Below are 23107 nucleotides of genomic sequence, written 5' to 3' on the forward strand. Positions count from 1 at the left end.
CCGTTTACCATCGAAACGGCCGGGATAATACTCCTGATGCTTTTATTATTAATCATCACAGGATTTATTTCTGCTTCTGAAGTTGCTTTTTTTGCCCTCAATCCTCACGACATCAACGAGCTCAACAAAAAAACATTCACTTCGGATGGCATTCTATTGTCCCTCAAAGAACAACCGGAGCGTCTATTGGCGACGATTCTGATAGCCAACAACACCATCAATGTCGCTGTTGTTATCCTTTCTACGCTATTGGTGAATCATTTGTTCGATTTTTCGTCTGCGCCATGGATCGGATTTCTGGTACAAACGGTTGTAATCACCTTTTTGCTTCTGTTAATCGGAGAGATTGGACCTAAAATTTATGCCCGGCAAAACGCCTTACGTTTCTCCCGATTTTCTGCGTCTATGCTACGATTTTTAGCAAAAGCGCTGAAACCCTTTGCTTTGCTGCTGGTAAAATCGTCCGGACTGGTAGACAAACGATTGGCTCGCCATAATACTCAGAATCTGTCTATTGACGAATTATCGCAGGCCTTAGAACTTACCACCAAAAGTGACGATGACGACAAACAGATATTGGAAGGCATTATTAAGTTCGGCAGCAAAAGTGTAGAAGAAATCATGACTGCCCGCCTTGATATTGCCGCCATTGATATAAAATCTGCGTTTGCAGAAGTCAAGCAACATGTCATCGAGTCGGGATACTCACGCATTCCTGTTTATCAGGGCAACATTGACACTATAAAAGGAATACTTTACAGCAAAGATTTACTTCCTCATATTGACAAAAGCGACTCATTCAAATGGCAGGTGCTGTTACGTCAACCCTATTTCGTTCCGGAACAGAAGAAAATTGACGATTTGCTCAGGGAATTTCAGGCAAATAAAAATCACTTAGCCGTTGTGGTTGATGAATACGGAGGAACATCGGGTATCGTAACGCTTGAAGATATTCTGGAGGAAGTTGTCGGAGAAATTGACGATGAATATGATGACACTGAACTTCCGTACACCATAATAAATGAGCACACAATAGACTTTGATGCAAAAATTTCGCTGACCGACTTTTTCAAGGTGGTCAAAGTGGAAGAAACCGATTTTGACAACATAATCGGGGAAGTAGATAGTCTTGCCGGTCTGATTCTCGAATTAACAGGAGAATTACCCCGTAAAGATGATCACATCGTGTTCGGAAGATACGCCTTCGACATTCTTGAAGTAGACGAGCGTCGCATTATTAAAGTACGACTTACGCTTTCGGATCAACCGGTATCAGAATAAATAAAACAGCATGAAATTCAAATATTTAGCATCATTACTCTTTTGCGTCCTGATAACGGTTTCGTGTTCACACCCGACACCCAAGCCTTATGGATATTTTCGGATAGCACTACCGGCAAACGACTACCGTGTCTTCGACAAGAACTATCCTTATTCATTTGATATTTCAACATTTGCCGTCGATTCTGCGGTAAAACATGAGCAGGGTGAATATTGGCTTAATATTGAATATCCGGCACTTAAAGGGTGTATCTATTGCAGTTACATGCCTGTTAGGAACAACTTCAGAACCATTGCCGAAGATTGCCGTAAATTTGTTTATAAACACACGGTAAAGGCGGAGGCAATTACTGAGCAACCGTATGAAAATCCGGATCGTAAAGTTTACGGAATTCTTTATGAAATCAAAGGAGATGCCGCTTCGCCAATTCAGTTTATGTTAACAGACAGCACGCATCATGTATTACGGGGTGCACTCTATTTCGATGCTGTCCCAAACAAAGACTCCATTGCTCCGGTGCTCAATTATGTTCGGAAAGATATTATTCGTCTGATTGAAACAACCAGATGGAAATAAACTGTTGCCAATTATGTTGCTTGAAAAAAAGACAATTGCGGACGGCACGTTGATCGGTATCTGGAAAATCGAAGAAACGGAAGAACAATTTTTGCAGCTTTTTGAGGAAACAACCCCGCTTTTAGAAGAGATAAAAGAGGTTTCCAATCCGACTAAAAGATGCGAAAAACTTGCAGTAAGAGCTCTTTTCAAATTTCTGACAGGAGCAGAAAAGAGGATAGTTTATATGCCTTCCGGGAAACCGGCTTTGCTTGACAGATCGTTCAACATAAGTATTTCTCATACAAAAGGATACGCCGTTATCGCGCTCAACAAACACCGGATTGTCGGCGTTGACATTGAGGTGATGAGCGACAGAGCTCACCGGATCAATCATCGCTTCATGAATATTAAAGAACGTGAAGCTCTTGACAAGAGTAGTGAACCTGTCGTATCTTTGCTGCATTGGTCGGCAAAAGAGACCGTTTACAAACTTCTTTCGAGAGAAGGAGTTGATTTTGAAAAGGAAATTTTAATCCAACCATTTAAATTAGAAGACAAAAAACTAAAAGCTTCTGAACATCACACTACTGATAGAAAGGAGTTTACAATATATTTTGAGGTTACCAGTAGCTATGTACTGACAATGGGCATGTACATATAGTCTCAGCAGGACTATAAAAATCAAGCGAACGTTTAACCGGAATCATTGGTATTAGAAACTTTGAACCTGAATTTTACATTATGTCAGATAACATTCAAAACATCACAGACTTAACCGACAAAGAGTATAAATACGGCTTTGTCACCGACATAGAGACAGACGTTATCCCCAAAGGATTGAATGAAGATGTCATTCGCCTAATTTCTCAAAAGAAAGAAGAACCGGAATGGTTACTACAGTTCCGCCTCGACGCATACAACCATTGGTTGACGATGGAGATGCCACACTGGCCTCATTTGAAAATCCCGGAAATCAACTATCAGGATATCGTTTATTTTGCAGCACCAAAAAAGAATGCTCCGAAATCACTGGACGAGGTAGATCCTGAACTATTGAAGACTTTCGACAAACTCGGGATTTCATTGAACGAACAAAAACAACTTTCGGGCATTGCCGTGGATGCGGTAATGGACAGTGTTTCGGTGAAAACCACTTTTCGCGAAACGCTGGCCGAACTTGGCATTATCTTCTGCTCATTCAGCGAAGCCGTAAAAGACTACCCCGATCTGGTAAAAAAATATTTGGGATCGGTAGTTTATTATCGCGACAACTATTTTGCGGCGCTCAACTCGGCTGTATTCAGCGATGGATCGTTCGTTTATATTCCAAGAGGCATACGTTGCCCGATGGAATTATCGACCTACTTCCGTATCAACGCAAAAAACACCGGACAGTTTGAACGTACACTAATCGTGGCCGAAGACGACAGCTACGTTTCCTATCTTGAAGGTTGTACGGCTCCGATGCGTGACGAAAACCAACTCCACGCAGCGATTGTTGAAATTTACATTCACGACCGCGCCGAAGTAAAATATTCTACTGTTCAGAACTGGTATCCCGGCGACAAGAACGGCAAAGGCGGCATCTATAACTTTGTAACCAAGCGTGCTCTTTGCAAGGGCGTTGCCTCTAAAGTATCGTGGACTCAGGTAGAAACTGGCTCTGCCATCACCTGGAAATATCCCAGCTGCGTTTTAGCTGGCGATAATTCATCCGGCGAATTTTACTCTGTTGCCGTTACCAACAACTATCAGCAAGCCGACACCGGCACCAAGATGATTCACCTTGGGAAAAACACCAAAAGCCATATCGTTTCCAAAGGAATTTCGGCAGGCAAAAGCCAGAATAGCTACCGCGGATTAGTTCGTGTTTCGCAGAAAGCCGAGAATGCCCGCAACTACTCTCAATGCGACAGCCTTCTACTGGGAAGCGAATGCGGAGCTCACACGTTCCCCTACATGGAAGTAAACAACGACTCGGCTCAGATTGAACACGAAGCCACCACTTCAAAAATCGGTGAAGATCAGATTTTCTATTGCAACCAACGAGGAATCTCTACCGAAGACGCTATCGGATTGATTGTAAACGGATATGCAAAGGATGTTCTCAACAAATTGCCGATGGAATTTGCAGTTGAAGCTCAAAAGTTATTACAAATATCACTGGAAGGCTCGGTGGGATAACTTTTTAATGATCAATGATTAATGGTTAATTATTAGTGACACGTCAACACTATGATCTTTTGCTAAACAGGATTAACAACCGGGAGCAAACTAACCACTAATCACTAACAATTAACCACTTATAATGTACGGAACTCTATACCTTATACCAACAACGATGGGAGAATGCGATCTAAACCGCGTTCTCCCTTCTTATAATGCAACGGTAGTCAATGCGCTGCAACATTTCATAGTTGAAGATATCCGCACGGCACGCCGGTTTCTCAAAAAGGTGAACCGCGAAATCGACATCGACTCGCTGACCTTTGCCACACTTAACGAACAAACACGCGCCACGGAATTTGGGGATCTGCTGAAACCTCTACTAGAAGGGAAAGATGTGGGCGTAATCTCCGAAGCCGGTTGTCCCGCCATCGCCGATCCCGGAGCCGACGTGGTACGTCTGGCGCAGGAAAAAGGCATCAAAGTAGTGCCTTTGGTTGGTCCGTCGTCTATTTTACTGTCATTAATGGGATCCGGTTTCAACGGACAGAATTTTGCATTTGTCGGTTATTTGCCAATCGAACCTCACGAAAGAGGTAAGGCGCTAAAAATGCTGGAAAAAAAGGTTTATTCTGAAAACCAAACCCAGATTTTCATCGAAACGCCATACCGGAACCTCAAACTGATGGAAGAGATCATCCGCAATTGCACTCCGCAAACCAAGTTGTGCATCGCCGCCGACATTACGCTCGAATCCGAGTATATAGTTACCAAAACGGTAGCGGCATGGAAGCGCCAATTGCCTGACATACAAAAAAGACCGACTATATTTCTGCTGGGGAAATAACACATTTAAAACACAAAACGGCTGTCCGATTTTATTCGTGACAGCCGTTTTTGTGTTATTGAAAAACCAATTATTCTTCTGCTTTCGGAGCAATCAGTTTGTAACCTTTACCGTGAATATTGATAATTCCAACTTCAGGATCTTCTTTCAAAAGCTTACGCAGTTTAGTGATGTAAACATCCATGCTACGTGCATTGAAGTAGTTGTCGTCAATCCAGATAGTACGTAATGCAAAGTTACGTTCTACCATTTCGTTCACGTTGGCAGCCAACAAAGTAAGCAATTCTGTTTCTTTTGTTGTCAGTTTGATTTGCGAATCGTCAAAAGCAAGAATCTGGCGCTGTGTATCGAAAGTATATTTGCCAAGGATATAGGTATCTTTTTCTTTTACCTTTTTGCCTTTTGTACGGCGGGTGATAGCTTCAATACGGAAGATAAGTTCTTCCATGCTGAATGGCTTGGAAATATAATCATCTGCACCGGCTTTGAAACCTTCAAGAATATCTTCTTTCATTGTTTTAGCAGTCAAGAAGATAATAGGCACATCGGATTGCAAATTACGAATATCTTTTGCCAATTCGATACCATCCTTTTTAGGCATCATAACGTCAAGCACGCAGATATCATATTTTTCTTTAGTAAAAGCCTTATAGCCGGCTTCACCGTCGGGAGCCAAATCAGTTGCATAACCTTTTGCCTGCAAATATTCCCGTAACAACATGCTCAGATTTTCATCGTCTTCGCAAAGCAAGATTTTGGTCTTTTCGTCCATAGTTAATTTTGTTTTAGAGTTGGTAGTGTGATAATAAATTTAGTGCCAATATTTGGTTCGCTTTCTACTTTAATAAATCCATGATGAGCATCTACAATCTGTTTGACATAAGCCAGACCCAGACCAAAACCCTTCACGTTGTGAACATTCCCCGTCGGCACACGGAAAAATTTATCAAAAATATGCTTTTGATACTCCTTCTTGATTCCTACTCCGTTATCTTGAATGGAAATCATCAGATTCCCTTTTTCATTCCATGTTTTCACTGTGAGCACCAGGTTGCTTGGTGTATATTTCACAGCATTGTCCATCAAATTGTACAACACATTCGTAAAATGAGTCTCATCAACCAAAGCGTAAGATTCTTCTGCCTCCAGGTCTGCAATCAACTGTCCGTGTTTTGCATGTACCTTGACCCAGAAATTTTCAAGGATCATATTCAGAAGATCATTGATATCCCGCTCGGTCATTTTGAGGTTCCCATTGCCACGTTCAAATGTCGACATCTGAAGGACTTTCTCAATATGAAAGCTCAATCGTTTTGTTTCATCGACAATTACCCGTGTGTAATATTTCAGCGTGTCCGTCGTTTTTGACACGGCCGGATCTGCAAGCATCTGAGCCGCCAATGAAATAGTCGAAACCGGAGTTTTCAGTTCATGGGTCATATTGCTTACAAAATCATTTTTTATTTCATTCAATCTTCTTTGCCTAAAAATCAACCATATGGAAACCATGCACGAAACCAGCAATATAAACGACAATATAGCCCATGGTAATAATAACGTCAAAGAGTTGCGAAACATGTTTTTCTTGATAGGGAAACCTACTGCCAGATAAGCTGACTTGCCGGTTACAAGGTCATTCGGAAATAATTTCTGGGTGTATTCATTTTTATGGACCACCGAAATACTATCCGCCGAACTATTATAGACCTCATCCCCTTTTTTGTCTATTAAACGAAAATAATAAGGAGTTATTACTTCGTTATTTGCTAATTCTTCCTGCAGTAATGCTGTCAATTCATTTATGTTTACGCGCTGAGCTAACGCTTTAGCTGCTGCTTCTTTCATTCTTCGCCAGGCAACCGTCTCAACCAATTTGCGTGAATGAGTAAATGCCTGTGCTAAAAGAGTCTGTCTATATTTGGATGTCGCCTGAATAGACGATGCCGGATTCGAAATTGAAACCGTTGGCTTTGATCCAAATGAGGTGGTATCAATATTTACTCCGCTGGCCACCTGATTTGAATCCATCAGCGCCGACGTTGTAAGTTTTCCCAGTTTTGCAATCTCTGCCGCTCCCAGCTCCTGATTCAGATATTTTGATGCCTCTGATTCTTCAAGATCGAGAGCTACCTGATAAAGACTTCTCTTCACATTGGAGTCAAACTGTTCCTCCATTAATGAAGACATCTGCAAAAGATAACGAAACTGAATGAACACCAACCCGACGAAAGTAATGCTCATTGTTGCAAGGAGAATCCAAATCACTATTTTCTTCATAAATCCTCTTTTTCTCCTCCAATCAACATTTTTTCATCAATATTATACCTGACAAAATTAATGTAAAAGAGAAGGATTGATTTTTACTTAACAAGATTTAACGCGCCTAGATTTTAACATTTCAGAAAATGAGGGCTTGGATTTAACTTTTTAACCTGCCTTATAGTTAAAAGCACGAATTTGTGTTAATTTACACCCTCTATTTTAACATTTAGACCTCAAAAGTAACACACAAATGTATGATTTGTGCCATTATCTCACCGCTTTTTTCTTAAATCAATTCGTTTTTCAGAAAAACAGCTGTGCAACTCTTTGATTTTCGAACTATTTCTTCGGGTGTTCCTGTGTCCATAATCCGGCCTCCGGCTTTCCCTCCATCGGGTCCCAAATCGATAATATAATCGGCAGATTTAATCACATCCGAATTATGTTCAATCACAATCACCGTGTTACCTTTGTTTACTAAACGGTTGAGAACGCTTAATAGTACACGGATGTCTTCAAAATGTAACCCGGTTGTTGGCTCATCTAATATATATAAGGTATTCCCGGTATCCTTTTTGGCCAATTCGGCAGCCAGCTTTATCCGCTGACTTTCGCCTCCCGAAAGAGTAGATGATGGTTGCCCTACCTTTATATAACCAAGCCCCACATCCTGCAGCACTTTCAGTTTGTGCGATATAGAAGGAAGCGCCTCAAAGAATTCGACAGCCTGATTGATCGTCATATCCAGCACATCTGCAATAGACTTGCTTTTATAGCGAACCTCCAACGTTTCCCTGTTGTAGCGCTTACCATGACATTCTTCACAGGGAACAAGCACATCCGGCAGAAAGTTCATTTCGATTGTCTTGTAACCATTCCCGCCACAGGTTTCGCAACGACCACCCGCAATATTGAACGAAAAACGTCCCGGTTTATACCCTCTTATTTTAGCCTCCGGCAAGGTAACGAACAAGTTACGAATGTCAGAGAAGATGCCGGTATAAGTCGCCGGATTGGACCGTGGAGTTCGCCCGATCGGAGACTGATCCACATCAATCACCTTATCCACATGCTCCAAACCCTCAATACTCTCGTAAGGAAGAGGATCCTGCAATGAATGGTAAAACTTCTGGCTCAGTATCGGATGCAAGGTATCATTCACCAATGTAGACTTACCACTACCTGAAACACCTGTTACGCAAATAAGCGTTCCTAATGGGAATGAGACATCTACTCCTTTCAGGTTATTGCCTGTTGCTCCTTTCAGCGTCAGGAACGTACCGCTGCCTTTACGACGTTGCGCCGGCAATTCAATTTTGCGTTTACCGTTTAAGTAATCTGATGTCAGAGTACTGCATTTCAACATTTCGTCCGGAGTTCCAGCAAAAACCAGTTCACCACCATGACGACCTGCCCGTGGCCCAAGATCTATAACGTAATCGGAAGCCAGCATCATATCGCGGTCGTGCTCTACCACTATGACCGAATTGCCGGTATCTCTTAATTTTTTCAACGAGTCGATCAACCGTTCGTTATCCCGCTGGTGTAACCCGATACTTGGCTCATCAAGAATGTATAAAACATTGACTAACTGCGAACCGATCTGCGTTGCCAAGCGAATTCGCTGACTTTCGCCGCCCGAAAGCGACATCGAATTACGGTTGAGAGATAAATAACCCAATCCCACATCCAGCAAGAATCGCAACCGGGAACGGATTTCTTTCAAAATCTCTACTGCGATGGCTTTTTGTTTGTCTGACAGGAATTGCTCTACAGTACCACACCATTCATATAAGTCGGTAATATCCATGTTCGCCAAATCGGAAATCGTCTTGTCGTGGATACGGAAATGGCGCGCCTCCACATTCAACCTGGTGCCCTTACACTCCGGACAAACAGTAGTCTTTACAAACTGAGAAGCCCATTTCTGCTCGGTAGCAGAAGCATCGCTATCGTTTTGCAAAGCAATGTACTTAATCACGCCTTCGTATGACGCAAAATAATTAGAAGCCCCGAGTGAACCATTTTTTATATTCAAAGGTTCGTTGGTTCCGTTCAGAATTTCATCGAGAGCCTCTTCGGGAATTTCCAAAATAGGCGTTTTTTCATTGAAACCATATTTCGCACCAATAGCATCTATCTGCCAGAAAATGAGCGAATTTTTATGCTTCCCGAGTGGAACGATGCCACCTTGCGCAATACTCAGAGTACGATCCGGTATAATTTTATCGATATCAATCTGATTGACATAACTGAGACCCTTACATTTAGGACAGGCACCCTGAGGAGAGTTAAACGAGAAATTGTGAGGCGCCGGTTCACTGTAAGAAATACCGGAGGTTGGGCACATCAGTTGACGGCTAAAATGCCGGATATCGCCGGTAGCGTAGTCCAACAGCATTATAGTTCCATTACCCTGGTGCATACCCGTTCCGATAGAGGATTTGAGTCGGCGATCATCCTGTTCGGCAACCACCAATTTATCAATCACCAGCTCTATATCGTGATTTTTATAGCGGTCGACCCTCATTCCCGGCATAATCTCTTTTATCTGCCCATCAATTCGCACATGCAGGTATCCCTTCTTTCTAACCTGCTCGAACAGCTCTTTATAATGTCCCTTGCGGTTTCGGACCAAAGGCGCCAGAATATAGGTTTTCTTACCGTCATAATGCTTAAAGATAAGTCTAAGAATCTCTTCGTCAGTATATTTCACCATCTTTTCTCCGCTTACATAAGAATAAGCTTCTCCGGCACGGGCAAAAAGCAGACGGAAGAAATCGTATATTTCGGTTGTAGTTCCTACTGTAGAACGGGGATTCTTGTTGGTCGTCTTTTGTTCGATAGAAATTACCGGACTCAATCCGGTAATGTTATCTACATCGGGGCGCTCCAGATTTCCCAGGAAATTGCGGGCATAAGCAGAAAAAGTCTCAATATACCGGCGTTGGCCTTCGGCAAAAATAGTATCAAAAGCCAGGGATGATTTGCCGCTACCGCTCAATCCGGTAATCACCGTCAGTTTATTGCGGGGAATGGTCACATCAATATTCTTCAGGTTGTGCACCCGAGCGCCATACACCTCAATCAACTCATTTTCTTCTATATTTTGTTGCATTTACAATAATTATTTACAGTTTAAGATGTTGGCTTTCATTACCTTTTTGGCCACCGAACGAATACCCGGAGAATCTGTATTATCCAGTAATTGTGATACACACAGCTGAAGCTCGGGAAGCAAGTCAGGCTCCCGCTTACAAACCCGCAGCAGATAATGTATACTCAAAGCCTTTACCGCTATAGCCGAGACTTCGGACAATATCCATTCGAAAGCTTTATTAATGAGCTCAACAGGCAAGACGACAGGCAATTCAGCTGTTCTCAAAATACTCAACATCAGACGCCGGGTGCCTTCGCGTTTTGTTTCGATGGCAATTCCCGTAATTCTGTCCAGCATTTGAGAAGTGAAAAATTCAGGGTATTTTTCAAACAGTTTTTCCAGACACCAGGCCGCATGCCACCCGATTTGCTGATTCTCGTGCTCTACGAGACAAATAAGTTCGTGTAATCGCTTAGGGTCAGAAGCCACCACCTCCACCAAAAAGTCAATTTCTTTTCTACGTACCGTTTGGGATAAATAAGCCTCACAACTAACCATAAGCACTGTCTATCAAAATATTAAACCGCTGAAAAATTAACGATTACGTTAATCTGTTTTTGGCAAAACCAACCTACAAAAATAGCAAAAAAGACCCGAACTTATGGCTTCTTTCCACGCAACATCTCATGTTTTCCCGGAGGACCGGGCATACGTTCCACCAGAAATCCTGAAGACTGCAACATTCTTCTCACAACACCTTTCGCACAGTAAGTTACAAAAACACCACCGGGATTAAGACTATGAAAAAGACGGTCAAAAATTTCGGGTTTCCACAAATCTTCCTGCTTGTTTGGTGCAAACGCATCAAAGTATATCAAATCATATTCATTTTCGGGCATTGGCATGACAGAAAAATCAGCTTCAACCTTTTTCAAGTCAAACCAGGGAGAGATAGATCTCCACTCATTCCACGGAGCATCATGCAAACCGGCAAAAAGCGAATCTGCATTCAGCATCGCGCCATAGTTGAGCTGCCCGGCCTGATCCGACGACAGAGGATAAAGTTCGACCGAAGTATAAGCCACCCTGCGTTTTGATTTTTCTGCTTCAATGGCTGTCAAAAGCGCATTCAGTCCGGTTCCAAAACCCACCTCAAAAATCCGGGGCGACTGAGAGAGACAGGCTTCAAACCCTGCACGAATAAAAACGTGACGGGATTCCTGAACAGCACCGTGAACAGAATGGTAATGTTCATCCATTTCAGGCAGGTAAAGAGTGTGCGAACCGTCCTCCGTCAGTTGAAATTGAATCTCTTGCATAAAAAAGCGAGTTTAGCTTACAAAATTAACCATAATAATTCCAAGAAACCGACAGATTAAGGTTGTTAATAATTAGTTCTATATTTTTTTGTCTTCAGGACATAAAACTTGCCCATGAAATCAGTATCTTTGCACTAGTTTTTGTGAATTGGAACGCAATCGAAACGCACCCCTGACAAACAAAAGCAAAATCACTATTAATCAGGCATTTGAATCAAAGATCAATTTCTCTTGATTTCACCATATTACACTTACACTTCTCATGAAACTTTTAGAACAAATTGTTGCAGAAAAACTATTGAAGGTAAAAGCTGTAAAATTACAGCCGAACAATCCTTTTACGTGGGCCTCGGGCTGGAAGTCGCCTATCTATTGCGACAATCGTAAAACCCTTTCGTATCCGGAAATCAGAAATTTCATCAAAATAGAACTGGCACGCTTAGTTTGCGAACATTTTGGCGAAGCTACAGCTATCGCTGGTGTTGCCACAGGAGCTATCGCTCAGGGAGCTATGGTTGCCGAAGAACTCGGCTTGCCTTTTGTATACGTTCGCTCAAAACCCAAAGATCACGGCCTTGAAAACCTGATTGAAGGTGATTTGCGTCCCGGAAGCAAAGTGCTTGTTATAGAAGACCTGATTTCCACAGGCGGCAGCAGTCTGAAAGCCGTAGAAGCGATCCGTAACGACGGTAGCGAGGTAATCGGTATGCTGGCGATATTTTCATATGGCTTCCCTGTTGCAGAAAAACAATTCAAAGATGCTAACGTTAATTGCATGACATTAAGCAATTACGATGCTATTTTGGATGTAGCTCTTGCAACCGACTATATTGACGAAGCTGAAATTAAAACACTACAAGAGTGGCGCCATGATCCTGCAAAATGGCAACCCTCTCATAAATAATACAGATGGCAACATTCGAAAGCACAGTAAAAACCATCACTTCAAACGAAGAACAAGTTTATGGCACTCTGTCCGACCTGAGAAACCTTGAACAATCGAAACACATGGTTCCGGGAAACACTATTCAAGACATTGAGTTTTACGAAGATAAATGCCATTTCACAGTGAATCCAATCGGAAAAATCGATCTGTCTATTGTCGACAAACAACCCTACAAGCTAATTAAGCTGGGAGCTGATAATGCACCTATCGATTTCCACGTCAATATTCACCTGAACAAAGCATCAGACAATCAGACCAATCTACATGTCAATGCTCATGCCGACATTCCGCCGATGGTAAAAATGATGTTTGGCGGACGCATGCAGCAATTCGTCGATCAGTTTGCCGAAGCTTTGGCTGGTATCAATTACAAATAACACGCAACAAATTCCGAAAGAAGAATAATGGCTCAGAAACTTTGGGACAAAGGAGTTAAAACCGATCAGGAGATTGAACGGTTTACTATCGGTCGTGATCAGGAGATGGATCTCTATCTCGCAAAATACGACGTTTTAGGTTCAATGGCTCATATCACGATGCTTGAAAGCATTGGCCTCTTGGAAAAAGAAGAGCTGCAACAACTTCTGAAGGAATTGAAAAATATTTACGGAATCGTCCAAAAGGGCGATTTCGTAATTGAAGAAGGCATCGAAGACGTACACTCGCAGGTAGAACTAATGCTAACCCGCGCATTGGGTGAAATGGGGAAAAAGATCCACAGCGGTCGTTCGCGAAACGATCAGGCGCTGCTCGATCTGAAGCTTTTTGCCCGTGCCGAAATAGCAAAAACAGTCACCAAAGTGTGCGATCTCTTCGACGTACTGATAGCCCAGAGCAACCGCTACAAAAACGTGTTGATGCCGGGCTACACTCACCTGCAAATAGCCATGCCTTCGTCGTTCGGACTATGGTTTGGCGCTTATGCCGAAAGCCTTGCCGACGACCTGCAACTTTTGCTCTCGGCTTACAAAATCGCCAACCGCAACCCGCTTGGATCGGCCGCCGGATACGGTTCATCGTTTCCGCTCAACCGCCAGATGACTACTGACCTGTTGGGCTTTGACACCATGAATTACAACGTGGTGTATGCTCAGATGGGGCGCGGCAAAATGGAGCGGATAGTAACCACCGCACTTGCTTCAGTAGCAGCAACACTATCCAAACTGGCTTTTGACGCCTGCATGTTCTCGAACCAAAATTTCGGATTCATCAAATTGCCTGATGCTTTCACAACCGGTTCGAGCATTATGCCGCACAAGAAGAATCCGGACGTTTTTGAGTTGACACGCGCCAAATGCAATAAAATTCAGGCAATACCCCAGCAAATTACAATGATCGTAAACAACCTGCCATCAGGTTATTTCCGTGACTTGCAAATTACCAAGGAGTGTTTCGTTCCTACTTTTGAAGAACTGAACGATTGCCTTGACATGACTACTACGATGATGGACAAAGTCGCCATCAACGATCACATCCTCGACGACAATCGCTACGACCTGATTTTCAGCGTAGAGACAGTAAACCAGCTTGCCCGCGAAGGAATGCCATTCCGCGATGCTTACAAAAAAGTGGGACTAGACATTGAAGCCGGGAATTTTCATCCGGACAAAAACATCCACCACACGCACGAAGGCAGCATAGGAAATCTTTGCAACGACGAAATCACAACTTACAAGGACGAAATTGTAGGACAATTCAACTTTGACAAAGTAGAGCTGGCTTACAACAAACTACTGTCTGTCTAAGAAATCACTCCATCCTCAACCGGCAAGCACCGGAGATTTTTGTGTCGACAAATGCAATTCCGAGCGAATTGCATTGCTGTTTCAACCGATTACTGTACCATTTTGAAATGGAATTATCGACAATGACCTGTTTCGGCTCCACAAACCGCAACAATTTGTCCATGGTAATACGTGTTTTATTGCCGACAATAAGATAATCCACTGGCATTTTAGATTCGGAATATTTTCTACGAAACAAGGAATCGTTGGTAATCAGAAAATGCTTGCCGCAAAACGCAACTGCTTTTTGATTGCAAAATCGCTGCGCATCAATTCCTTGCTTTATGCGATAACCTGATGATAGCTGCTTCAGTTTTAACGAGTCGGACGAAACCGCAAAACTTTGGTTTCCTGTCGTAAATTGAACATGCGTATTTTTACTGTCAGCCCAAACCACGACCTCTTTTTCGTTCATCGACTGGAAATTACGAGCCAGATCATCCACCAAAAACAGCATCACACAGACCAAAGCAAGCTGCAACAGCAGATATTTCCGGGTAGCAAAATAGCCTGCCGCAAACAAAATAGCGAGCGAACAAACCCACAATTGCCATTGATCAATCCACAAATTATAGGCCGCCAAGGGCAAATGTTCGATCCACCGGATAGCGCCATTCATTCCGATCAACATCCATTTCAAAGCGAGCGCCACCCAACCGGCAATTACAGGAAACGGAGCCACCAACAGCAACGCCATTGCCGCATACATGATAAATCCCGAAAGTGGCACCACCACCATATTGCTCAACCAGAAGAAGTTGGAAAACCGATGAAAGTAAAACACGCCCAAAGCCGCTGTGCCGAGCTGTGCCGCCATCGACACACAGGTCAATTCCCATAACCATTTCAAGGGTTTGAATTTGACATCGATCAGCTTTTTGAATTTCGGTTCAAAATAGACAATACTCAACACCGCCATATAGCTCAATTGAAACCCGACATCAAAAAGATAACACGGATCGTAGAGCAACATAACGAAAGCCGAGAAGAAGATAGTATTGTAGATTTGCGGCTTGCGCGAAACCACGTAGCCCAAAGCAATTAAAGAAAACATCAGAGCCGAACGAACCACAGCAGGCGCAAGACCGGTCAGGATGGCAAAAGCCCACAACAGCACAATGACAATAAGATGCTTGACGACAAACGACCACCGACGTTTATCCATAAAACCGAGCAGGAAATAGAACACCGCACAAACAATCGCGACATGCAGTCCGGAAACCGACAATACATGCATCGCTCCGGTAATGCTATAACTATCAAGCAACTCTCGGGTCAAAGCATCGTTATAACCCAACATCAGAGCGCCCACAACAGCAAACTCATCACCTTCAATATGATAACGTTTGTAAACTTCAAGCAATTTCTGCCGGAGATGAGAGGATATAGCTTTTAAAGAAAATGCAGACGAATGCCCAATTTTTCGATAACTTCCGCGAAAAGCGAAAGCTGTAGCTGAGACACCGTGCATTTGAAGATAACGACCAAATTGAAACTCTTCCGGATTCCCATTCCCTTTTGGTATGGAAAAAGTAGTATAAACCATCAGGCGATCACCAAAATCGAACCGGGATCCGGATGTATCTTTCGGGAGATATAGCAATGCAACCTTGTCTACGTTAACAACCTCATTTGCTTTCAGACTGCGAACGATATTCACTTTGTACAACGTCGATTTTGCTTTTTCGATAGGAGCCTCTTTTACTTCGACTTCAAACACACCCTTAATCCCGTCCAATGGAAAGCGGATCTTCGTTTGCGATTGTTGAAACGACCATGCTCCCAAAACATAGAACGCAAAGAAAACTCCGCTACCAAACAACCACCGGAACCGAAACTGAAGAGATACATTTTTAATTGTTGAGGAAACAACTAACGCAGCAACAGCAAGACTTAACAACAAAACATAGAGCCACACGGGAATTTCGCACATACTTCCCGTAAAGATTCCGGCAGCCAATGCAAGAAACAAACGAAAAAAGGGAATCCTGTGTGCAAATCGGGTCATTGGTTGTCGGTTTGATTATTTTCTTCTTTTTCTATCAACTCTCCCTCTTTTTCGTATTTCATCGCTATTTCCTCCAATTCGTCATTATCTGAATCCTCTTCCGAATCACTTTCCTGCGGTTGCCATCCGGTTTTACGGAAAACAAACGCGAGTATCGATCCGGAAACAGCGCCCGACAAATGTCCTTCCCACGAAATGGATTCGTTGGGCAAAAAAGGCAGCATGTCCCACACCATACTTCCGTACCAGAAGACCACGGCGAGGGAAATAGCCAGCAAAGAGATATTGCGCATCAGCAAACCTCCCCAAAAGATAAAAAACGCCAGCCCGTAAATAATACCACTCGCTCCGATGTGAATACTATCGCGACCGATAATCCACAATAAAATTCCCGTCATCGGCCATAATAACAAAAGCACTTTGCCAGCTACATCACGATAGAAATAATACAAAGCAGTGGACAAAATCAGAAAAGTTGAAACATTATTGAAGAGATGAGACAGGCCTGCATGAGCAAAAGGGTGTAATAAAATTCCCTTTAATCCGGAGACCGTTCTGGGAACAACACCCCACGCCTCGACGTCCCACTGAAGCCCCCACTGAACGATATAAATCAGGACAAGCAGCAATGAAAGCAGGATCGGGATGATCAATGCATGCAAAAAGCGGCGGCGTTCCTGTGACATATTGGGATAGAACAACATACTTCAATATTTTATATACAAATATAAATTCTTTAAAACATTACTCCAAATGTTCACAAAAATATATTGCGTTCATATGTCGTTCTAAAAAAATCATCTATCTTTGAACTACAAATTGGTATATTGTGCTTCATCCCGAACGATGTGGCAATTAACATCAACAAACTCAGCTACAGTCAGGATGATAGACATTTTCATCAGAACAAACAAATAAATTAATAGCAAACATTTATGTCAGAACAGACCCTCAAACAACCCTCCATTGAGAAATTGAAAGCCCTTCAATTAGCCATGGATAAAATTGAAAAAGATCATGGCAAAGGCACCATTATGAAAATGGGCGATACCAAAGTGGAAGAAGTTCCTGTAATTTCTACCGGCTCCATCGGTTTGAACAATGCTCTGGGTGTGGGAGGTTTCCCCCGTGGACGTGTCATCGAGATTTACGGTCCCGAATCATCCGGTAAAACCACATTGGCAATTCACGCCATTGCCGAGACTCAAAAAGCCGGCGGCATTGCAGCAATCATCGACGCCGAACACGCTTTCGACCGTTTTTATGCCGAAAAACTTGGAGTGGATATCGACAACCTGCTTATTTCTCAACCTGACAGCGGAGAACAAGCTTTGGAAGTTGCCGACCAACTGATCCGTTCATCTGCCATTGACCTGGTTGTTATCGACTCAGTGGCCGCACTGACTCCGAAAGCCGAATTGGAAGGCGATATGGGCGATTCCAAGATGGGTCTTCAGGCTCGCCTGATGTCGCAGGCTTTGCGTAAACTCACTGCAAATATCAACAAAACAAATACCTGCTGTATTTTCATCAACCAGTTACGCGAAAAAATCGGTGTGATGTTTGGCAATCCCGAAACTACCACCGGTGGTAACGCCCTCAAATTCTATGCTTCGGTTCGTTTAGACATCCGTCGCATCGGACAAATAAAAGATGGAGAAGAGGTGATCGGTAACCAGACCCGTGTAAAAGTAGTAAAAAACAAGGTGGCACCTCCTTTCCGCAAAGCCGAATTCGACATCATGTTCGGTGAAGGTATTTCACGCAACGGTGAAATCGTTGACCTTGGAGTCGAATATGGCATTGTTAAAAAGAGCGGTTCATGGTACAGCTATGGTGACACCAAAATAGGCCAGGGACGCGATGCTGCCAAAAATGTCATCAAAGACAATCCTGAACTGGCCGCCGAACTGGATGCAAAAATCACAGAAGCTTTGAAACAATCCAAATAAGAACAGAAAATAGAAAATGGGAAAAGTATTGATTATTGGCGCAGGCGGTGTGGGCACCGTCGTTGTGCACAAAGTGGCTCAAAACCACGCGGTATTTACCGAAATCATGCTGGCAAGCCGCACTAAATCGAAGTGCGACGTTATTGCCGCCGATGTAAAACAACGTTACGGCGTGAATGTAGCTACTGCTCAGGTAGACGCCGACAATGTAAACGAACTGATTGCTCTTTTCAACGATTATAAACCGGAACTGGTTATCAACGTGGCGCTGCCGTATCAGGATCTGACCATCATGGATGCCTGTCTGGCTACCGGAGTAAACTACTTAGACACGGCCAACTACGAGCCAAAAGACGAGGCTCACTTCGAATACAGCTGGCAGTGGGCTTATCAGCAACGTTTCAAGGATGCCGGTCTGACCGCCATTCTGGGTTGCGGCTTCGATCCGGGCGTAACAAGTGTATTTACCGCATATGCCGCCAAACATCATTTCGATGAGATCCATTATCTGGACATCGTTGACTGTAATGCCGGCGACCACGGAAAAGCATTTGCCACCAACTTCAACCCGGAAATCAACATCCGCGAAGTAACCCAAAAAGGCAAATACTGGGAAAACGGACAGTGGGTTGAAACAGAACCACACGAAATTCACAAACCATTGAACTATCCGGAAATAGGCCCGAAAGAGTCGTACGTGATCTACCACGAAGAGCTGGAATCGTTGGTTAAAAACTTCCCGACACTAAAACGCGCCCGCTTTTGGATGACTTTCGGACAGGAATACCTCACACACCTGCGCGTAATCCAAAACATCGGGATGGCTCGCATCGACGAGGTGGAATACAACGGCGTAAAAATTGTGCCAATCCAGTTCCTGAAAGCCGTACTGCCCAACCCGGGCGATCTGGGAGAAAACTATACCGGCTGGACTTCCATCGGATGCCGCATCTCGGGTATCAAGGATGGCAAACCGAAGACTTACTACATTTACAACAACTGTAGTCACGAGGCAGCCTTCACAGAAACCGGAACTCAAGGAGTAAGCTACACCACCGGTGTACCGGCTACTATCGGCGCATTGATGTTCATGACCGGACAATGGCGTCAACCGGGCGTATTCAACGTGGAAGAGTTCAATCCCGATCCTTTCCTCGAACAGCTCGGCAAACAGGGTCTTCCTTGGGTAGAGCTGACTGACATCGATCTGGAACTGTAATTTTTCAGCTCAACACAAAGACACTAAAACTCTAAGTTCTCTTCGGGTTTTGGTGTCTTTGTTTTTAAATACGATGACATGAAACGCTATTTTTTCCTATCAATTCTCATTCTATCTGCATTTTGTGCTTCTGCTAAAAACCCAAAGAAACAGATTGCTGCCTCGGACACCACAGTTTATACAGTCGTAGACAAAATGCCGGAGTTCCCGGGAGGGAAAGAGGCTATGATGAAGTTTATCGATCTAAACAAACAATATCCAAATTGTGAGGATGATTTTCAGGCTCGAATTATTGTGAAATGTATTGTAGAAATGGACGGATCTTTGTCCCAGATTATAATTGCAAGGAGCGTTGCTCCTCTTATAGACAAAGAAGCTTTAAAAGTGGTTCGAAAAATGCCCAAATGGATTCCGGGAAGATTGAAAGGAAAAATTGTAAGAGTTTGGGTAACTATTCCGGTTGAATATCGGTTATATTGAGTTCTTTCAAGACAAAGACACAAAGACCCTAAGGCGCAAAGAAGATTTTTTGAGTCTTAGGGTCTTTGTGTTTATTTATAGCGTAATATTTGGAATTGTATTCCAAATATCGGCGTAAATTTTGGAATTCACATTCCCAAGAGTGCATTCTATTCTCATTTAACCCACTCTCCTTCACAATATAATTCACTATCTTTGCAGCCCGAATAAAACAACTATCAATCAGCAAAATGGATTACAACCAAATACCCTCTCCCTGCTTCGTGCTCGACGAAGTTCGTCTGCGTAACAACCTCGAACTGATCCGTTCTGTAAAAGAACGTGCCGGTGTGGAGATCATTCTTGCGTTTAAGGCATTCTCCATGTGGAGCGCCTTCCCGATTGTACGCGAATACATTCCCTACTCCACCGCCAGTTCGCTATCCGAAGCACAACTGGCATTTGAGGAGATGGGGAGCCTTGCCCATACCTATGCCCCGGCCTACACCGACGAAGAATTTCCGACAATAGCCAGATACAGCAGTCACGTAACATTCAATTCATTGAACCAGTTCGAACGTTTGTATCCGGTCACCCAGCAAGCCGGACATCCGGTTTCGTGCGGATTGCGCATCAATCCCGAGTTTTCGGACGTAGAGACTGATCTCTACAATCCCTGTGCGCCCGGTTCACGTTTAGGCATTGTAGCCGATATGCTGGGAGAAAAACTACCGGAAGGTATCGAAGGGCTCCACTTTCACACTTTGTGCGAGTCACGCTCTACCGATCTGGAGAAGACGTTGGCTGTGGTGGAAGAAAAATTTGGCAAGTACTTCTCTCAGATCAAATGGCTCAACATGGGTGGTGGTCACCTGATGACCCACAAAGAATACGATACAGAACATCTGATCGCACTGCTCCGCAATTTTAATGCCAAATATCCGCACCTGCAACTCATTTTAGAGCCCGGTAGCGCCTTTGCATGGCAAACAGGAGAACTTGTATCATCGGTGGTAGATATCGTCGAAAACAAGGGCATCAAAACTGCCATGCTCAACGTTTCGTTTGCCTGCCACATGCCCGACTGTCTGGAGATGCCGTACAAACCGACTATTCTGAGTGCAATCGACGCTCTGGAAGGTAAACCCACCTATCGCATGGGAGGCAACAGCTGTCTTTCGGGCGATTATTTCGGCGATTGGAGCTTTGACAACGAACTGAAGATTGGCGATCGCATCGTTTTTATGGATATGATTCACTACACAATGGTAAAAACTACCACCTTCAACGGTGTTTCTCACCCATCAATCGGCATTTGGACGAAAGAAAACGAGTTCAAACTAATAAAAAAATTCGGATACGAAGACTTCAAAAATCGCTTATCCTAATTTCAGACATCCAACAATAATTGAATATAAACGAGTTACACAAAACAAGAAGTTTTTTACAGAAAATATTTGTCAGTTAAAAAAAAGAGCGTATATTTGCATCCGCAAACGCGAAAGTAGCTCAGTTGGTAGAGCACGACCTTGCCAAGGTCGGGGTCGCGGGTTCGAGTCCCGTCTTTCGCTCCAAGTGATCTGGCGGTTTTTCCGCCTTTTTTTTCTTTAATGCCCAGATGGTGGAATTGGTAGACACGCTAGTTTCAGGGACTAGTGGTCGTAAGGCTGTGCAGGTTCGAGTCCTGTTCTGGGCACCATCAGTAAATACCCAGGTGGTGGAATTGGTAGACACGCTACTTTGAGGGGGTAGTGAGAGCAATCTTGTGTGAGTTCGAATCTCATCCTGGGTACCAAACATAACGCTAATCATTTAATTATAAATGGTTAGCGTTTTTCTTTTTGCCAAATTGCACAACACCCGCACAACAAACAAACAAAAACTCATAATTACACCCTCGCTTGACAAGGAAATAGCCTCTCCAAAATCTTTAGACCTCCCTTCCTTTTTCAATTGTTCTCAAACTCCCTTTTCTTATTATGCACTTTGCATTCTGATATTGTTTACTTTCTGAAAGTCCATAGTTTCTTAGGCTTCCATAGCCAATACCAATATCCGAGCCTTCAAACAATGTATATATAGCCGCAAGACTTCCAAAGTAGAAGTGTCTTCCATCCGCTAGTTCTACATGAATTACTGTCCTTTCTTTTTTCTCCATATTCTTCATTAAACAAGATCGCAAAGATAGCCCAAACATTGCATATATTGATTATATGTAATATTTTTAATCTTATTTAACTCACGCATATTGCATATATTGAATATATGTCATATATTTGCATTGTAATTAATAACAAAACAATAATGTACTCAACAACATTTAAACCAAGAAAATTTGAGGCTTCATGCTCTGGATCAGGCTGGGGCGTTTGGGAAATTTCCAGTGGAAATAAGATTGAAAGTTGTGTATCACGCATTCATGCGCTTGAGTTGATGTACAAATTGAATGGTTGGAGCTTACCACTGAAACTTAAATAAATAATTAAATATTTGCAACTATGTTGAACGTATTAACAATCAGTGAAATGACAGCTACAAGGGCTGCAATCATAGGACTTAGAACAAATAACGACTTTATAGCAGGGTCAAAAGCCGTATTGATTCAATCATTAAAAGAAAAAATGGCAAATGGTATCGCACATTTCCTTTTTATAAAGAAAAGTGGCGAAGTTCGGGAGGCGTGGGGTACACTTAACAAAAGTCTTGTTGCAAAGTATATCAATGGCAGAGGGGTTAGCCGTGAAGTATTTTTTACAACAGCGTATTTTGATGTCGAAAAAGGGGCTTGGCGTTCGTTCCGTTGGGAATCTATAATATCAATTCTATAATCGTAAAAAAATGATTGCATCACACATAATGAACTGTCTTCTTGCACAAAAAATGATAGTTTGGAGCTGGGGATTCAACTCCCCTATTTACCTTCGAGATGGACTGCAATTTAATGTGCAAGGATTTATATTTCAAGGCGTTGTGCAAATAAAATATAATGAAGGGACGGATCTGTTTTACATTAATTTTATCAAAAACAAAAAAATACTCGATGTATTCCTGAACGTGTCAATTGATATGCTTATTGACACCCTGGATTGTTATATTGAAAAGGTTGAAGATTATGGGAAACGGGTACGAGATGAATATTCACTTTTGTAATTACTGAATATATTTTCATAACCGTTTAATTATTTGACATATACCAACACACCCA

General features: G+C 42.9%; 22 protein-coding genes and 3 tRNA genes. 17 read left to right on the plus strand and 8 right to left on the minus strand.

Annotated features, from left to right (window positions below):
- The first annotated feature begins 36 nt into the window (after positions 1–36).
- The 5 genes from gldE to PJIAN_RS09750 all read left to right on the plus strand — a co-directional run bounded on the left by gldE (position 37) and on the right by PJIAN_RS09750 (position 4853).
- The gene (gldE, locus tag PJIAN_RS09730; RefSeq protein WP_084252374.1) at positions 37–1281 is read left to right on the plus strand and encodes a gliding motility-associated protein GldE; all 1245 of its coding nucleotides are present in this window, start codon (positions 37–39) and stop codon (positions 1279–1281) included.
- Positions 1282–1291: 10 nt separating this feature from the next.
- The gene (gldD, locus tag PJIAN_RS09735) at positions 1292–1858 is read left to right on the plus strand and encodes a gliding motility lipoprotein GldD (RefSeq protein WP_068704467.1); all 567 of its coding nucleotides are present in this window, start codon (positions 1292–1294) and stop codon (positions 1856–1858) included.
- Positions 1859–1871: 13 nt separating this feature from the next.
- Complete coding sequence (locus PJIAN_RS09740; protein ID WP_153802540.1) at positions 1872–2501, plus strand: 4'-phosphopantetheinyl transferase family protein; 630 nt, start codon at positions 1872–1874, stop codon at positions 2499–2501.
- Positions 2502–2581: 80 nt separating this feature from the next.
- Entirely contained in the window at positions 2582–4024 is a 1443-nt protein-coding gene (sufB, locus tag PJIAN_RS09745; RefSeq protein WP_068704471.1) for a Fe-S cluster assembly protein SufB, read from the plus strand.
- A 124-nt stretch (positions 4025–4148) separates the two neighbouring features.
- Positions 4149–4853, plus strand: a complete 705-nt coding sequence (locus tag PJIAN_RS09750; protein WP_068704473.1) for an SAM-dependent methyltransferase — start codon at positions 4149–4151, stop codon at positions 4851–4853.
- Between the two features lie 70 nt (positions 4854–4923).
- Here the strand turns inward: PJIAN_RS09750 and rprY are convergent, their stop codons facing one another.
- The 5 genes from rprY to mnmC2 form a co-directional block, all read right to left on the minus strand.
- Positions 4924–5625 (minus strand): response regulator transcription factor RprY, encoded by a 702-nt coding sequence (gene rprY / locus PJIAN_RS09755; RefSeq protein ID WP_068704475.1) that lies wholly within the window; start codon positions 5623–5625, stop codon positions 4924–4926.
- Positions 5626–5627: 2 nt separating this feature from the next.
- On the minus strand, positions 5628–7130 hold the full coding sequence (locus PJIAN_RS09760; RefSeq protein ID WP_084252359.1) for a sensor histidine kinase: 1503 nt from the start codon (positions 7128–7130) through the stop codon (positions 5628–5630).
- Between the two features lie 271 nt (positions 7131–7401).
- Positions 7402–10233 carry an excinuclease ABC subunit UvrA gene (gene uvrA, locus PJIAN_RS09765; RefSeq protein WP_068704479.1) on the minus strand — a complete coding sequence of 944 codons (2832 nt, stop codon included), beginning with the start codon at positions 10231–10233 and terminating at the stop codon, positions 7402–7404.
- Positions 10234–10242: 9 nt separating this feature from the next.
- Positions 10243–10773, minus strand: a complete 531-nt coding sequence (locus tag PJIAN_RS09770; RefSeq protein WP_068704481.1) for a HEAT-like fold family protein — start codon at positions 10771–10773, stop codon at positions 10243–10245.
- A gap of 101 nt (positions 10774–10874) precedes the next feature.
- A complete protein-coding gene (gene mnmC2, locus PJIAN_RS09775) occupies positions 10875–11534 on the minus strand; it encodes a tRNA (5-methylaminomethyl-2-thiouridine)(34)-methyltransferase MnmC2 (RefSeq protein ID WP_068704483.1) in 660 nt (219 codons plus the stop codon).
- Between the two features lie 262 nt (positions 11535–11796).
- Between mnmC2 and pyrE the strand changes: the two genes are divergently transcribed.
- From pyrE to argH, 3 genes are read left to right on the plus strand one after another with little or no spacing between them, the layout of a single operon-like run.
- Positions 11797–12438 carry an orotate phosphoribosyltransferase gene (gene pyrE / locus PJIAN_RS09780; protein ID WP_068704484.1) on the plus strand — a complete coding sequence of 214 codons (642 nt, stop codon included), beginning with the start codon at positions 11797–11799 and terminating at the stop codon, positions 12436–12438.
- Between the two features lie 5 nt (positions 12439–12443).
- Positions 12444–12857 carry a hypothetical protein gene (locus PJIAN_RS09785; protein WP_068704486.1) on the plus strand — a complete coding sequence of 138 codons (414 nt, stop codon included), beginning with the start codon at positions 12444–12446 and terminating at the stop codon, positions 12855–12857.
- A 27-nt stretch (positions 12858–12884) separates the two neighbouring features.
- Positions 12885–14225, plus strand: coding sequence for an argininosuccinate lyase (argH, locus tag PJIAN_RS09790; protein WP_068704488.1), 1341 nt, complete (start codon positions 12885–12887; stop codon positions 14223–14225).
- A 4-nt stretch (positions 14226–14229) separates the two neighbouring features.
- Here argH and PJIAN_RS09795 read toward each other — a convergent pair whose 3' ends face one another.
- Entirely contained in the window at positions 14230–16272 is a 2043-nt protein-coding gene (locus PJIAN_RS09795) for a ComEC/Rec2 family competence protein (protein ID WP_084252360.1), read from the minus strand.
- Positions 16269–16976: a rhomboid family intramembrane serine protease gene (locus tag PJIAN_RS09800; protein WP_068704492.1), complete on the minus strand. Its 708-nt coding sequence runs from the start codon at positions 16974–16976 to the stop codon at positions 16269–16271. The genes PJIAN_RS09795 and PJIAN_RS09800 overlap by 4 nt, the downstream gene beginning before the upstream one ends.
- A 231-nt stretch (positions 16977–17207) precedes the next feature.
- Between PJIAN_RS09800 and recA the strand changes: the two genes are divergently transcribed.
- From recA to PJIAN_RS09835, 7 genes are all read left to right on the plus strand, one after another.
- Positions 17208–18224 (plus strand): recombinase RecA, encoded by a 1017-nt coding sequence (recA, locus tag PJIAN_RS09805; protein ID WP_068704494.1) that lies wholly within the window; start codon positions 17208–17210, stop codon positions 18222–18224.
- 16 nt (positions 18225–18240) lie between these two features.
- Positions 18241–19443 (plus strand): saccharopine dehydrogenase family protein, encoded by a 1203-nt coding sequence (locus PJIAN_RS09810; protein WP_068704496.1) that lies wholly within the window; start codon positions 18241–18243, stop codon positions 19441–19443.
- A 78-nt stretch (positions 19444–19521) separates the two neighbouring features.
- Positions 19522–19923: an energy transducer TonB gene (locus PJIAN_RS09815; protein ID WP_068704498.1), complete on the plus strand. Its 402-nt coding sequence runs from the start codon at positions 19522–19524 to the stop codon at positions 19921–19923.
- 230 nt (positions 19924–20153) lie between these two features.
- A complete protein-coding gene (nspC, locus tag PJIAN_RS09820; RefSeq protein WP_068704500.1) occupies positions 20154–21290 on the plus strand; it encodes a carboxynorspermidine decarboxylase in 1137 nt (378 codons plus the stop codon).
- A 110-nt stretch (positions 21291–21400) separates the two neighbouring features.
- A tRNA-Gly gene (locus PJIAN_RS09825) sits at positions 21401–21476 on the plus strand.
- Positions 21477–21514: 38 nt separating this feature from the next.
- Positions 21515–21601 (plus strand) — tRNA-Leu (locus PJIAN_RS09830).
- A 9-nt stretch (positions 21602–21610) separates the two neighbouring features.
- Positions 21611–21697 (plus strand) — tRNA-Leu (locus tag PJIAN_RS09835).
- 135 nt (positions 21698–21832) lie between these two features.
- Here PJIAN_RS09835 and PJIAN_RS09840 read toward each other — a convergent pair.
- Positions 21833–22069, minus strand: coding sequence for a hypothetical protein (locus tag PJIAN_RS09840; RefSeq protein ID WP_068704502.1), 237 nt, complete (start codon positions 22067–22069; stop codon positions 21833–21835).
- A gap of 331 nt (positions 22070–22400) precedes the next feature.
- On the opposite strand from PJIAN_RS09840, the gene PJIAN_RS09845 reads away from it, so the two are divergent.
- A complete protein-coding gene (locus tag PJIAN_RS09845) occupies positions 22401–22730 on the plus strand; it encodes an SH3 beta-barrel fold-containing protein (RefSeq protein WP_068704504.1) in 330 nt (109 codons plus the stop codon).
- A gap of 10 nt (positions 22731–22740) precedes the next feature.
- Positions 22741–23052, plus strand: coding sequence for a hypothetical protein (locus PJIAN_RS09850; protein WP_153802541.1), 312 nt, complete (start codon positions 22741–22743; stop codon positions 23050–23052).
- Positions 23053–23107 lie beyond the last annotated feature (55 nt).

This window comes from Paludibacter jiangxiensis (assembly GCF_001618385.1).
GTDB classification, from domain to species: Bacteria; Bacteroidota; Bacteroidia; order Bacteroidales; family Paludibacteraceae; genus Microbacter; species Microbacter jiangxiensis.